The organism is Nostoc sp. CALU 1950 (assembly GCF_051172895.1).
In the GTDB taxonomy this organism is placed as follows: Bacteria; Cyanobacteriota; Cyanobacteriia; order Cyanobacteriales; family Nostocaceae; genus Nostoc; species Nostoc edaphicum_A.
Map to the genome: position 1 here is coordinate 1 of NZ_JBDNJQ010000195.1, position 14,208 is coordinate 14,208.

General features: G+C 41.1%; 14 protein-coding genes and 2 pseudogenes. 13 read left to right on the forward strand and 3 right to left on the reverse strand.

The window, feature by feature from the left end; all coding sequences use genetic code 11:
- The first annotated feature begins 104 nt into the window (after positions 1-104).
- The 7 genes and pseudogenes from ABF638_RS32820 to ABF638_RS32850 all read left to right on the forward strand — a co-directional run bounded on the left by ABF638_RS32820 (position 105) and on the right by ABF638_RS32850 (position 2,775).
- Entirely contained in the window at positions 105-326 is a 222-nt protein-coding gene (locus ABF638_RS32820; RefSeq protein ID WP_435027007.1) for a hypothetical protein, read from the forward strand.
- Between the two features lie 93 nt (positions 327-419).
- Positions 420-578, forward strand: a complete 159-nt coding sequence (locus ABF638_RS32825; protein WP_435027008.1) for a DUF5674 family protein — start codon at positions 420-422, stop codon at positions 576-578.
- Complete coding sequence (locus ABF638_RS32830) at positions 556-723, forward strand: DUF5674 family protein (protein ID WP_435027009.1); 168 nt, start codon at positions 556-558, stop codon at positions 721-723. The genes ABF638_RS32825 and ABF638_RS32830 overlap by 23 nt, the downstream gene beginning before the upstream one ends.
- 21 nt (positions 724-744) lie before the next feature.
- The gene (locus ABF638_RS32835; protein WP_435027010.1) at positions 745-1,101 is read left to right on the forward strand and encodes a hypothetical protein; all 357 of its coding nucleotides are present in this window, start codon (positions 745-747) and stop codon (positions 1,099-1,101) included.
- A 32-nt stretch (positions 1,102-1,133) separates the two neighbouring features.
- Positions 1,134-1,946: a peroxiredoxin-like family protein gene (locus ABF638_RS32840; protein ID WP_435027011.1), complete on the forward strand. Its 813-nt coding sequence runs from the start codon at positions 1,134-1,136 to the stop codon at positions 1,944-1,946.
- 43 nt (positions 1,947-1,989) lie between these two features.
- Positions 1,990-2,203: pseudogene (locus tag ABF638_RS32845) on the forward strand (ISAzo13 family transposase); the annotation flags it as partial.
- A 146-nt stretch (positions 2,204-2,349) separates the two neighbouring features.
- On the forward strand, positions 2,350-2,775 hold the full coding sequence (locus ABF638_RS32850; RefSeq protein WP_435027012.1) for a GFA family protein: 426 nt from the start codon (positions 2,350-2,352) through the stop codon (positions 2,773-2,775).
- A 245-nt stretch (positions 2,776-3,020) separates the two neighbouring features.
- Here the strand turns inward: ABF638_RS32850 and ABF638_RS32855 are convergent, their stop codons facing one another.
- Positions 3,021-3,905: a pirin family protein gene (locus ABF638_RS32855; RefSeq protein ID WP_435027018.1), complete on the reverse strand. Its 885-nt coding sequence runs from the start codon at positions 3,903-3,905 to the stop codon at positions 3,021-3,023.
- A 142-nt stretch (positions 3,906-4,047) separates the two neighbouring features.
- Positions 4,048-5,406, reverse strand: a complete 1,359-nt coding sequence (locus ABF638_RS32860) for a hypothetical protein (protein ID WP_435027013.1) — start codon at positions 5,404-5,406, stop codon at positions 4,048-4,050.
- 152 nt (positions 5,407-5,558) lie between these two features.
- Between ABF638_RS32860 and ABF638_RS32865 the strand changes: the two are divergent.
- From ABF638_RS32865 to ABF638_RS32875, 3 genes and pseudogenes are all read left to right on the forward strand, one after another.
- Positions 5,559-5,986, forward strand: a pseudogene (locus ABF638_RS32865) (strawberry notch C-terminal domain-containing protein).
- 13 nt (positions 5,987-5,999) lie between these two features.
- A complete protein-coding gene (locus tag ABF638_RS32870; RefSeq protein ID WP_435027014.1) occupies positions 6,000-6,536 on the forward strand; it encodes a hypothetical protein in 537 nt (178 codons plus the stop codon).
- 257 nt (positions 6,537-6,793) lie between these two features.
- On the forward strand, positions 6,794-7,339 hold the full coding sequence (locus ABF638_RS32875) for a hypothetical protein (protein ID WP_435027015.1): 546 nt from the start codon (positions 6,794-6,796) through the stop codon (positions 7,337-7,339).
- Between the two features lie 215 nt (positions 7,340-7,554).
- On the opposite strand, the gene thrS is transcribed toward ABF638_RS32875, so the two are convergent.
- Entirely contained in the window at positions 7,555-9,435 is a 1,881-nt protein-coding gene (thrS, locus tag ABF638_RS32880; protein ID WP_435027019.1) for a threonine--tRNA ligase, read from the reverse strand.
- A 645-nt stretch (positions 9,436-10,080) separates the two neighbouring features.
- Here thrS and ABF638_RS32885 point away from each other — a divergent pair.
- The 3 genes from ABF638_RS32885 (at position 10,081) to ABF638_RS32895 (ending at position 13,729) form a co-directional block, all read left to right on the forward strand.
- Positions 10,081-10,398 carry a DUF2605 domain-containing protein gene (locus ABF638_RS32885; protein ID WP_181931497.1) on the forward strand — a complete coding sequence of 106 codons (318 nt, stop codon included), beginning with the start codon at positions 10,081-10,083 and terminating at the stop codon, positions 10,396-10,398.
- Between the two features lie 320 nt (positions 10,399-10,718).
- A complete protein-coding gene (locus ABF638_RS32890; protein ID WP_435027016.1) occupies positions 10,719-11,048 on the forward strand; it encodes a DUF2973 domain-containing protein in 330 nt (109 codons plus the stop codon).
- Between the two features lie 635 nt (positions 11,049-11,683).
- Entirely contained in the window at positions 11,684-13,729 is a 2,046-nt protein-coding gene (locus tag ABF638_RS32895; RefSeq protein ID WP_435027017.1) for a bifunctional metallophosphatase/5'-nucleotidase, read from the forward strand.
- The last annotated feature ends 479 nt before the right edge of the window (positions 13,730-14,208 follow it).

Consider the following 14,208-nt stretch of genomic DNA (forward strand, 5'->3'; position numbering starts at 1 on the left):
AGATTCTTCGAGAGTTTGGTAAAAATTATGTAATTAATTTTGTTTAGCTACTTATCGTTAACCATGTGGGTGAATTCAGCTGCACTGTAAAACTCTGGGATGGTGTGTACACCGTTGGGTTACAGCACCTCAAATCTTACAATTACCTGCCTGTGGAGTGTCAGCAGATGCAGGTGATTTGCGATCGCATCAATCGGGTGTATTCAAGTGGGCTGGAGGAATCGGTGCAGAAGTTTTTGGAGATGCTGGGGAAGCTGAATCGTGCTTATTTGACGGATTTAGAAGAGAAAGTGTTGAGTCTTCTGGAGTTGGAAATCATACCATAATGCAACAATACTGCAAGTGATTAATTTTGAGATTCAAGGGATTCTACAAAGTAGAATTTTGACTTGTGCATTTATACAGGTAGGGGTGAGATTTTGGTACTGATTATTAGGGAAAGAGCAACTCTCGAACAAGTGGAGTTAATGCTGCAAACCTTGCGAGTTTACATTAAAGTGGCAGTAGATATAGAAAGAGGGATTTTAGCTGGAGGAGGAGAGAAACACGCTTTCTGTGAAGCAGCATTGCTACGGTAGTAGACAGCGAGATATCTGGGGTGCGGATTGGACTCCCTTTAATCAATCAATCGCCTATGAATCGATTATTAACATACGTCCAAGCCAAAATAATCGCTCAATGGTAATTCAAGACCCAGCGATTCGAGAAGTGTTAAAAAAATAACTCAGAAGTTAATTGGTGGATATGAACCAGAAATTAGATGAAAAACAAGCACGGTTTCAAGGCGAAAATACATCACATCGCTTAGGGCACATAGCTTCCAATTTAGCTAGGCTTAGAACATTTTGTGACACTGCTTATAAAGAAGCTGTTGAAAGTGTGACAGATGAAACTATATGTTTTATTGAATGGACGGCAGCAGAAATTGAACCTGAATATGCTGAAGAACTGGTTAACATTCAAGTTCAACTCGCACGATGGAGATTAACTTTTAATAGTATTTGGTCTGATAGTAGCGAACGCAGAAATATATCCGAGCAAGCTAGTGCTTGGTCAGAACAAGTATTAGATATGTCAGGGTTGCTGTCCGAATCCATCTAAAATTTTATTTAAAGACTGTTGCCTTCACGTACATGAATACTGAAACACCCACCAATTCTCCAGAAATTTACTCAATTTTGAGTCAAACTCAACGCTTGCGAGTTAGTGATGGAGAGATTAAACCCGTTTTAGATGGTTGCTCAAATACTTCAAAGTTGCTCGTACTTATTTGGTCGCAGTTGGGAGATTTTGATAATTTAGAATACGCTTGGTGGCTGCGAAGAGAATTTGAAGAGATTGAAGCCAGAGGAATCACAATTCGTGCTATTGGAATTGGAGATCGCAATTCTGGGATCAAGTTTTGCGAATATACTGGCTTTCCTCAAGAATGGTTATTTGTGGATGCAAAGGCTGAAATTCACGAGCTTTTACGGCTTTATCGCGGCTTATCTATACAATTTCCTTTGCTATCAAGTTCACAAAAAGCTTGGCTTAATTTAATCTTAATGTGTGCAGGGATTCGTAGCCCTGGAACTCTCAAGGAAGTTTTTCGGGGTTACAAAGGTGATAAAAAAGCACCTCAATTAATTGCTGATGAGGAAGTTATCAAGGGTACACCAATACCCGCAATAAAAGGTTCGTTTTTCAAAGCGGCTGGAGGAAAAGGTTTTCAGCGCCCATTTGAATTAGCAACCCTGCGCCTGCGAAACATGACTGAAGTTTTGAGCAACTGGAATATTTATGTACCAGATTCATCTTATTTGACGCAACGGGGAGGAACTTTTCTATTTGATTCCCAAGGTCAATTAATTTACGAACATCGTGATCGCGGGATTCTTGGTTTTGCTGAAAATATGAGCAATCCCTTATCTTTTTTGTATAAGAGAACTCCACAGAATGATTGATCCTATGATCAGAGAAAGATAATTTCAGTGTACAGCCTACCTCATGTCTCCAAAATCTATCATTCAACTCACCGAGAACCTAAAATCTCTTTACATCAAAACAGCGAAAAAGCTCAAGGGAAGCGACCGACGATAATTCATGGCAGAAGTGGTCAAAGGTTTGGGAATTGGTGGACAGACTTTAGTAGAACGTGAGTTGGGATGGAATAGGCGCACTATCCGCTTCATGGATGCAGGAGTTGGAGAGTGGCAAGCCTTCCTAACGTCCAGCATCGCCGGATGTGCGAACAATTATTGATTATGGAATACGGCTAAGATGCACTTATTCTTGGCATTTCCAGTATGAAATAGGGGAAAATGTGAGCAATTGGAGCGCCTGCGTGGAGGAATCGGAGCAAATAATATGTCTAATCTAAATATTGCAAAAGGTAGTTGCCTGTGTGGAGCAGTAAGTCTTTCTACAACTAGCATGAGTAAAAGTGTGGGAGCGTGTCATTGTAGTATCTGCCGCAATTGGGGCGGAGGGCCTCTGTTAGCTGTTGACTGTAAAAGTGATGTCAGCTTGTCTGGTGAAGAAAATATTGGGGTTTATCAATCTTCAGAATGGGCAGAGCGTGGATTCTGCAAGAAGTGTGGTAGCCATCTTTTTTACAAATTGAAACAAAATAACCAGTATTTCATGCCTGTTGGACTATTCGAGAACTGTGAAGGTCTTGTTTTTGATCATCAGGTATTCATTGATGAAAAGCCCAAATATTATTGTTTTGCCAATGAAACTAAGAACCTGACAGGGGCCGAGGTCTTTGCACAGTTTGCAACTCCTGAATGACTCCTAAACAGTAGAGTTACTTTTTACCAGTTTGAGTTAGGTTAGGGCAATGAGCGCACTGCTTCATTCACTTTCGTGCGATGGCGTAACCGCTTTTTCCGGTGGCGTTCGTCGAACGCGAGTGCGTCTCGTAGAGAAGACGTGCCGAACGCGAGTGTGTTCCGCAGGAAAGGCATTGCCTCTCGAACGCGCATCTCTGAAAGAGAAGGTATCGCCCACGCCCACGCCCACCCTCATGACTGATACTAAAAGGGATTAGCTTCTGTCACAACTTCTGGCAGTGAAATAAATTCTGTTTCATCTGGTACAGTAGCAAAGTGGTTGTTTTGCCAATCGGCTTTAGCTTCCTCTATTCGCTCTGGTCGTCTAGAAACAAAATTCCACCATTTGTAGCGTGTACCCAATGGTTCACCACCAATAACAATACATCGAGCAGCAGCAGCAGCAGAAACCCTGATTTCATCGACTGGCTCTAAGATGGCGAGACGATATGGCTCTAGCGGTTGATTATTAATGCTCAATCCCTCTGTAACGCTGTATACTGCTCTCTCTGAATAATCAGTGGGGATAGTAAAGTGAGCATTGGCACACAGCACCACATCTAAGTAAAGAATAGGTGAGAAAACTTTGACAGGTGAGGTGTAGCCATCTGCAACTCCTGCAATGAGTTTGATGATGGCACCATTCTTTTCCCAGATAGGAAGAGTTTGGGCAGGATAGTGAGCAAAGCTTGGCTCGGTTTCTTCGTATTCCATAGGCAAGGCAACCCAGGTTTGAATGCCATGAATGGTAGCTTCATTTTGACGATCAATGTCAGGTGATCGCTCTGAATGTACAATCCCCTTTCCTGCCATCATCCAGTTCACAGCACCTGGTTGAATTTCCTGTACAGTACCTAAACTATCACGGTGCATCAAAGCACCATCAAACAAGTAAGTTACGGTGGCGAGATTGATATGCGGATGTGGTCGGACATCGATGCCTTTATTGGGTGGCAAAACAGACGGGCCAACATGATCAAAGAAGATAAACGGCCCAACCATTTGGCGATTAAAATATGGCAAGCTGCGACGGGCAACAAATCCTCCCAAATCTTTAACTTCAGGTTCAATAAGTTGAAATATTACCATACGTGAACAGGGGTGATTGGTAAATGCTGGAATCATTATAAGTAGATCCACCAGAAAAGTCAGAGAAAACTAAAATTGTTACATACTTATAAATTTTTTCTCCGATTTACTTACCTGGATTTGAGATGCACTTAATATTAAACTAACCTCTTTGAAAACCTTTCGCTGGTTGTTTTTGTCCTTTCCTTTTGGGTTTAGATTTATTCACTTCTGTAAGTGCTTCTTGAAATAAATTATGTAGATGTAAAGGAACACTAGCAATTTCCGGTAATTCTGGCTCCATAGGTTTACCATACTCTTGCAAAATTTTATCTAAATCATTACTTAGGCTAAACTCAGGACGTTGCAAGAAATCTTGCAAGACTTTTTCTAATTGAGTGGGATATTTTTGTGCTAACCGATACCAGATATAGGCATTAATATTTTTATCTTCCAAGTAGTAACGAATTAGTTTTGCTGCGCTTTCAATACTTTGCCAATCATCAGCTAATAATCTAGTTATGAATTTAGTATATGTTGGTAAAAACATCAATCCCCAACGTGGGTGAGAAATGGCTGTGAATTGTTCTGCTTTCTTGAGTTCAGCAGGTAAATCTACTTTAGGTGCAACCATTTTTTGCTTACTATTTTTCCCATCCAATATTTGAGAAACAGCGTTAGTATCAATCCCAAACTCTTTAGCAGTAGCGATAATTTCTTCTGTGCCAATACCAGCTTTTGCTACTATTTCATTCAAAGATTTGGAACTATAAAGTCCGACCGCTTTGAGATATTTATCAGCGATAATTTCTTGAAATTCAGTTATCTTTTTATTTAGTTGGTATCCTGGTAATGTAATTTCATCACTCCCAAAAAACTCAATAAACTGCTGATGATATTGCTCTACTGACTGCCATGCTTGTTCTATCAAGTCTGGAGCATCGCTGTAAAGATGACTTTTATAATTATCTTTAAAATTTCCAATGGCGACGGCGAGTTTTGGCTTACCGAGTTTACCCATAAATGTGTGAGAGCCAGAAAATATCCACTCATTATCAGTAAGAGGATAAATGCGTGTTAGTAAAATCTCTCCTGGCTTGAAACGAGATATGGCTGGCTGTTTTTCAGAACTGTTAGACTTGACAATGTAATTTTTAGCTGTCAAAACTATGTAATGTTTAGCTGTCAGCCAGTTCATGAGTTCTAAGCCATCAGGTAAAATCTGGGTGATAGTAAATAAACCAATAAAACTACGATGCCAGCTATTCAGTAGATTGCGATCGCTCTGTGACAAATCTGCATGACTGGCGATAAATAACTCTATAGGTGAACGATCGCCAATTTTCCCTTCTGTAATAAACCTGTCAATGATTACTTGTTGTTGGGTGCGATCGCCATTACCGCTAGGCATCTGTGCAGTTGCATAAATGTCGAGTGCTTGTGCTAGTTCGCCGTCAGCATCTAGGACAAAATCAACCAAGGCTTGTTTGAGTGTGTGCGATCTTTCTACTATGGCATCCACAAGCGAATCTTTCTACTCAACAATTGTAGCCTATAGCGTTTTTGAGGATTATCGCATCAGCCTTGAGAGATGCCTTAGTCGATAAGTTAGCAAGTCTTGACCCAATCCCTGGCGCATTAGAACAATTGCTGTGGCATTTTGGTCACAAGCAAGTGGCTGAAGTCACAGGTCGTAGCAAGCGAGTTTTGAAAGATGATTCAGGGCGTTTGTTCGTTGATTCACGGGGTAGTGGGGCGAATATTGCTGAGACTGCTGTGTTTATGCAGGGAGACAAACAAATCCTCATCTTCAGTGACGCTGGTGGGACAGGCAGAAGTTATCATGCTGACCTCAACGCTGTGAATCGGCGGCGGCGATCGCACACCTACTTGAAGCCGCCTGGAGAGCAGACAATGCGATTCAAGGACTTGGGCGATCGCACCGCACCAACCAAGCATCAGCACCCGTGTTCAGACCTGTTACCACTAACGTCATTGGTGAACGCCGCTTTATCTCAACTATTGCCCGAAGGCTGGATAGCTTGGGCGCTCTTACTCGTGGTCAACGGCAGACAGTTTTTTTAGTAAAGATCCAGTTTTAAGAAAGTCGCTAGTATGACACCTGATAAATCAAACAACAGTAGTGGAATTGAAGTCGATGGAATGTACTTTGAAACCTTAGTGTCAGAGCGAAAATATAATATTCCAATCTTTGAGGAAGAAACACCAATTAAATTTGGAGCAAGAATTACTAATAACTCATCAACCCCTTATCGATTTGAACTACCTCATTTTGTACCGGAAATCTTAAATCCACATGGGAAGCTTATGGAAATGAGTTTTCGTAGAAATGCAACCAGATTTGTAGAAGAGTCAGATATTCCTTTAATTATGTCCGGGGAAAGTTTAGAGTATTGGATGGATGTAAAATTCAAGTGGTATAACAAAAATTGTATTGAGCTTACAGGTTATGCTTTGTACGGAGGAATTTTGAGCTTTTACAACTTTAAGCCAACTAAATATCAGATTCGGATGAAATATGTGAATGATTTATCCACGCGAAAAGTTCGTTTATCCGCAGGCTTCACAGAACACGGTGATTTTTGGACTGGTCAAATTGCCACAAATTTTGTCAATTTTCGCCTGAGATAATTATAAAAAACAATATTTTGTCTCTAATTTCAGCGAATTTGTCATAATTTAATTATCAATTGTACGAAATTACACCAATTCTCTAAAATCCGGCAACACATTCAAACCCCGAAACCAAAACAATGTCTGACTTTCTTAATTACGAATTACGTTAGCGAGTATTCGTTCGCGCAGCGTCTCGTAGAGAGGATCATTACGAATTACGAAATGCATAATAGGACGAAATTATCGATTTAACTGAGGAAAATCTACAATTTATGAATAGCAAAACTAAATTATTGACTTTTGTCACAGTAACACTGGCAGTTTCTTCTTTGACTGTCAGCACAGTTGTAGCAAAGGCAAAACTAACCAACCAGTCAAAACTTTTTATCAATGGCATAGGCACCGTAAAAGTTGGCATGACTGTTACCCAAGCAGCAAAGGCTGCTGGTACTAAGCTAGTGGGCGATCCACCAAATAACAATTGCTACTATGTTAAGCCACAAAATGAACCCAAAAATCTTTCGTTCATGGTGACAAAAGGTCGCATTTCTAGAGTAGATATCCGGCAAAATACCCAGATTACTACCCTCAAAGGTGCAAAAATTGGCGACACTGAAGCACAAATCAAGTCCCTTTACCCAGGACAAATTGAAGTCACACCTCATAAATACGTCCAAGAGGGACATTACCTAACTTTCATCCCGAAAGATCGCACCGATCGCAACTATCGTGTAGTTTTTGAGACTGATGGTAAGCTTGTAACTCAGTTCAGAGCGGGTAAATTGCCGGAAGTTGAATATGTTGAGGGCTGTTCTTAAACCAATTCGCAATTCGCAATTACGTTTGCTGCCTATAGAGGCAGGGGAATTAAACCCCCAAACTTTGTTAATTTTTGAGGCTGGGCATTACCCAGCCTACTAGACATCTCTAAAAATGATGTAGAGACAATACCCTGCGGGAAGCCGCTCCGCGTCTACATGAATTGTCTCTACCAAGGATTTCCAGCAACGCAGAATTAATTTTTACCAGATGTCTATTGGTTTGGTACTTCTTCAGACTCTGCACTTGTGACATCGATCTGAAGGTTATCGAAATTAGCGATCGCTTGTTGTAGTTTATCCACAACTTGATCGACAGAAATACTACCTAAGTCTCCAGAGGCACGGGTACGGATACTCAAGGTGTTAGTTTCCACTTCCTTAGCTCCCACCACTGCCATTACGGGTATTTTTTCTTTCTCTGCATTGCGAATCTGTTTACCCAAGCGATCGCCACTGGTATCAACTTCTGCACGGATGCCTAACGCTCTCATCTTCGTCACCACTTCTTTAGCAAAGTCTAGCTGTGTATCACCCACAGGTAGTAATCTCGCTTGCACTGGCGCTAACCACAAAGGAAAATCGCCCGCATATTCTTCAATTAAGATCCCAATCAGCCGTTCCAGTGAACCAAAAGGCGCACGGTGAATCATCACTGGGCGTTTGCGAACACCATCTTCGGCAACGTACTCTAAATCAAAGCGTTCTGGCAAATTGTAATCTACCTGCACAGTTCCTAATTGCCACTCCCGATCTAGGGCATCACTAAAGATAAAGTCAAGTTTGGGCCCATAAAAAGCCGCTTCTCCAATCCCTTCAAAGTGTTCCATCCCCAAAGTTTCAACTGCACGGCGAATTGCACCTTCGGCTTTGTCCCAAACTTCATCGGAACCGATGTACTTATCACTAGCTGGATCGCGGAAACTGAGTCTAGCTTTAAAGTTTTTCAGTTGCAGACTATTGAACACCGACAAAATCAAATCCACCACACTGAGGAATTCACTATCTAGTTGTTCTGGGGTGACGAACAAGTGAGAATCATCCACTGTAAAACCTCGCACCCGCGTTAAACCGCCCAATTCCCCCGATTGTTCGTAACGGTAAACAGTACCAAATTCTGCCAAGCGCATCGGCAGTTCTCGATAAGAGCGTAACTCACTCTTATATATTTGGATGTGAAAAGGGCAGTTCATCGGCTTCATAACGAAGCCCTGTTCCTGTGCGGCAGCTTCTTCATTATCTGCCATTAAGGGGAACATATCTTCTTTATATTTTTGCCAATGTCCAGAGGTTTTAAATAAATCTACTCTGGCAATATGAGGCGTTACTACAGATAAATAACCCCGTTTTAACTGTTCTTGCTTGAGGAAGTCTTCTAAAGTACTCCGCAACAGAGTGCCTTTGGGTGTCCACAAAGGTAAACCCGGCCCTACCAGATCGGAAAATATAAATAATCCCAGTTCCTTACCAAGTTTCCGGTGATCTCGTCGCAGCGCTTCTTCTTTGCGTCGCTTATACTCAGCGAGTTGTTCAGGGCTTTCCCAGGCTGTGGCGTAGATGCGTTGTAGTTGGGCTTTGGTTTCATCCCCACGCCAATAAGCGCCAGCAACGCTTTCTAGTTCAATTGCTTTCGGGTTTAATTCACTGGTATTTTCCAGATGAGGCCCCGCACACAAATCCCACCATTCATTCCCCAGGTGGTAAATCGTAATTGGTTCGTTTTTGATATCTGCCAGAATTTCTAGCTTGTAAGGTTCCTTAATTTCCTGAATCCGGCGTTCGGCTTCTTCTCGGCTGACTTCTTCCCGAATTACCGCCAGTTTGCGATTGATAATCTTCACCATCTCTTTTTTGATGGCTTTGAGATCGTTTTCGCTAAATGGTTCTGGACTGTCGAAGTCATAGTAAAAACCATTTTCAATCCAAGGGCCGATTGTAACTTGTGCCTTGGGAAACAGCTTTTGTACTGCCATTGCCATAACATGGGAAGCAGTGTGGCGAATCTTTTTTAAGTTCTCCGATTCGCTGGTACGCGGTAAATAAATTTTTTCAACTTGTTCTGAGTGTTCTGACTGATTGGATGATTTTAGCGACATTGGCTGCTGAACTGTTGGCGAAGTGATTACAAAAGATTTATCTGAATCTGTAGGCTTATTCAACTATAACGACTTTGATTTTCGCCAATTCAGCTTATCAAAAAAGAATTCTAAATTCAGAATTAATTGGGGTCTGATTGGCGGATAAGGCAGTGTAAACCCGGATTTCTCATAAAGGGAGAGGCTACCGCAAACACCATCGGCATAGCAACGCTTAGAGGAAGTCCCGCGAGCATCTAAATTAAGGGATTCACTACTCCCGCTAAATACGCTTTCTCTTAGTGGTGATTTTAAGAGGCGGGTTTAAATTCCCCACTGTATTGATTCTGACTTCTGACTCCTGACTTCTGAATTCTTCTTCAATCACAACAGATAAAGATAAATTTTTGATTTGTTACATGAGTGTCAAATTCAGGATTCCCCGCGATCGCTAAATTAGCTGATGAATTGTAGCTCGGTGTCATATATACCTATAGACGCCTATCTAAAGGCACTGTACAATCCCGGTATCAAGACTATATAATAAATTCTGTGTTCTTTGTTACATATTTTTCTATCCTCAAATTATGAGAGAAATCGAAAAAGTGTTAAGAAACGTAAATAACGTTAATATTAGTAAGCAAGTTTGAAATATGCCTCTCATTTATGCCAGACTCAAATTTACCAGGGACTGAGTTGCTAAAAACAGTTTTAGAGCCCCTGCTGGAAGATTTTCAGCATTGGTTTACGCGATCGCGCCATTTACTCGAAACTGAGCAACTATCATTTATGAGTCACCAAGAGCAATCTGACTTGCTCTTGCGAGTTAAGCAAGCGCAGGATGAACTAAATACGGCGAAGATGCTTTTTAATGCAACTGATAAACAAGTCGGGATTGATATGGCAACGTTAATGCCTTGGCATGAATTAGTCACAGAATGCTGGAATGTCGCAATGCGCTTTCGTCAAGGGCGTGAAGTCTAAGCAAGTGGGAGCATCTGCTAAATTTTGACAGACAACTTAGTAATGTCTAACCAAAAGCAGAGGAAGCGTCTATGCAAGATGGTAAATCAGTCATCAAAGAGATAGTAAAAAAATCTTAACAATTTCTTAACATTATTTGGATTAACAAAATAATGTATCCTATGCTACCGTAAGTGGAATAACGGTTGACAAATAGCTCCATATAAATGTAAGCGCACCAAGAGTGTGTCAAATACTCATCTTAACTGTGAGTCACAGTATCGGCGAACAAAGCGTTACAAAATAAACTTTTAAAAATTGCTGCTCTGGAGGAAAATCCAATGTTACATCTGCTTTACATTCTTGCTTTTACAATCCTTGCATTTATAGCTGTTGGCAACTTAATTCGTAACCTGATCATGTTCAGTTTTGATCGGGAGCGAACTTACCCGACGAATTCCTCACCAATGAATAATCAAGGCAGCTATGGTTATTATTCATCAAAAAAACAGTTTGCACCCCATCCAGAGTTATTAGATAGCGCAGGCAACTTGATTAAAGAGCCACTTTTGGTAATGCGCTCGATTAACGTTGAAGATGCGCGTCAACATCTTGATGCTCTTTACGAAGCATCCCCAGGACATAAAAGAGAAAATTCAGAGGAAGCATAAAACTTAGGAGTTAGGGTGTAAATTATTGTTGTTTTTGCATCCTTAACTCTTCCTTTAACAGAAATTTATTATAAGAAATATACCGAAAACCTCGAAGTTAACCATATTAATATCATGTCCGTATAATTAGTTGTGATTCCCACAGTCATTGCACCCCATTAATCCCCTCCCCGCAAACCTACGTGTACACACAAGTCTCAAGTAGTTGATGAATCCGGATTTTACCCCGTATGTATTGGTGAGGGAACAAGATTTTCCGGTTTCCCCCTAATGCATCGGGGGGATTAAGGGGGATAATTTTACTTGTGTATACACCGTAGCCTGCAAACGGGGAGGGGAGACAAAGCGTAGCTTTGGGAGGGTGGAGTTTTTCGGGTTTAATAAGTAATTAAGCGGACATGATATAAGTTCTAATAGAGAACAATAAGAGCCTATTTATAAAGTAAATATTAAGTAGGGTGTGTTACGGCTGTGTAGTAATTTGAGGGTTTGAGAAAGTCTAATTTAGCCGTGACGCACCTGGGGATATGGTGCATTACGCGCTGCTTTAACGTACCTTAAAATTTAAGGTTTACTTTATTATGGATTAAAAATACACTATAAAATTATTCAACACTGATGATATAAATTTAATTATGTCTTTTTTCGATCAGAAAAATCGATTTATCAGTAAGTTTAATCGCCGAGATTTAAGTGCTAGCCAGTTGAGTTGGCTAATTACATCTAGCATTTTTTTATTTCTAGGAACTACTGTTGGTGTGGCGCAAGTCAGAACAGCACATAAGTCAGGGTTCACACTGCAACTTTTACATACTTCTGACCAAGAAGCAGGTGTCCCAGCGCTGAAGGATGTGCCAAACTTTTCTGCGGTTTTGAATGCACTCAAAAATCAAGATGCTAATGGTGACGGCAAGTCTGATTATCCCAATACTTTAATCCTTTCATCTGGAGATGCTTATATTCCCAGTCCCTTCTTATTTGCCAGTGACACAGTGTTTGGTGGACAAGGGCGAGGAGATATTTTAATTTTAAATGCTCTTGGGTTTGGTGCGATCGCCTTTGGTAATCACGAATTTGACTTAGGTACGGGTGTTGTTGCCGACTTAATCCGCCCTCAAGAAGATTACCCAGGTACAAAATTTCCCTATCTCAGCACGAATCTAGACTTCAGCACTGATAAAGAACTGGCAAAATTAGTTACTGCCGATGGGCAAGAAGCAAGTAAAATCCCTAATAAAATTGCCCGTAGCACCATCATTACCGTCAATGGTGAAAAAATTGGTTTAGTTGGGGCGACAACTCCCACACTGCGGTCTATTTCTTCTCCCGGTGGTGTGACTGTCTTACCTAAAGAATTTAATGACCGTGATGCCGCAGACATCGCCGCCTTAGCTGCTGAAATTCAAACTTCTGTCGATACACTGCTAACAAAAAACCCAGAGATTAATAAAGTCATTCTGTTAGCACACATGCAACAAATTGCTATTGAGCAAAAGTTAGCAGAATTACTCAAGGGAGTAGATATTATTGTTGCTGGTGGTTCCAACACCTTACTAACCGACAAAACAGACCGTCTTCGAGTCGGTGATAAATCTGCTGGAACTTATCCAATCCTCAAAAAAGCAGCAGATGGTCATCCGATAGCCGTAGTTAATACCGATGGAAACTATCGCTATGTTGGTCGTTTAGTAGTTAACTTTGATGCCAATGGAGTGATTATTCCTAAAAGTATTGACTCTAAAATCAGCGGTGCTTATCCGACTGATTCCCCAGGTGTAGCAGCTGTAGGCGGGAAACCCGACGCCAAAATTGTCGCCATTACAGAAGCACTCAAAAAAGTAATTATTGCCCAAGATAGTCAGATTTTTGGGAAAACCAACGTTTTCCTCAACGGCTGGCGGGGTGATGTTCGCACCCAAGAAACCAATTTCGGGAATTTGACAGCCGAAGCTAATTTAGCGATCGCCAAACGATATGATCCTAAAACTGTCATTTCCATCAAAAATGGCGGTGGTATCCGTGACAATATCGGTATATATACCTTTCCCTCAGGTTCAACTCGCTCACAGGATGTTATCAAACTGCCACCCCAAGCAAATCCTGTAGCAGGTAAGAAAGAAAAAGAAATTTCCCAACTTGATATCATCAATGCTTTACGGTTCAACAATGGTTTGACTTTAGTTACTCTGAATGCAACAGAACTACTAGCAGTGATTGAACACAGCGTAGCGGCCATAGCACCAGGTGCTACCCCTGGCAGTTTTCCCCAAGTAGCGGGATTAGCCTTTAGCTTTGACCCAAACTTGCCAGCCGGGAAGCGTGTCAAATCCCTGGCAATCAAAGATAGAAAAGGCAAAATTATTGATGTAGTAGTTAAAAATGCCGAGTTAGTGGGTGACTCTAATCGGATTTTCCGCACTGTTACCCTCAACTTCCTAGCAGGTGGTGGTGATGGCTATCCTTTTCCCAAAAGAGAACGGGTTGATTTGACATCAAAAGATGCTGATAATAGCAAACGCACAGGTTTAGCTACCTTTGCTGCTGATGGTTCTGAGCAAGATGCATTAGCAGAATATCTGGCTGCTAACTTTAAGCAGATTCCATTTACTCAGAGGGATGTGCCACCCGCGGAAGATACTCGCATTCAAAATCTCAAATTGCGTAAAGATGTGGTGTTTTGAAAACCCTCTTTTACAAAGAAAGGCAGGAGGCTCAGTTGGAAGAAAACTTTAGTTCTGTGTCATTGCCCAGTCAAAAAAAAAGAAGTCGATATTTTCATAGCCGCCGTGGATGATTGAAGTTGACAAAATATACTTTTACGAGGGGAATATGTATTTTTTATCCCTCTCAAGAAATTTGCCGTTTGGAAATTGATGTTATACATTGGTTCTCAGGTTTTAATCAGAAATTTATTTACCAATGGAAACCCAACAGATCAGTTCAACAACAAAAGAAAATAGACCCACCAAGACGAAAAAACAGTCTTTTCCTGGCATGAATATTGGTACTCCTAAAATACCATTCCGCAAATGTAAGAAAACAGCACAACAGCATGAGTTACTCAGTGATTGGGAAGACGCGAGTTAATTTAGTACTGTAAGGTACAAAGACGCGATAAATCGCCGTCTCTACAAAAGACTGATTATTGTAGAGACGGCGA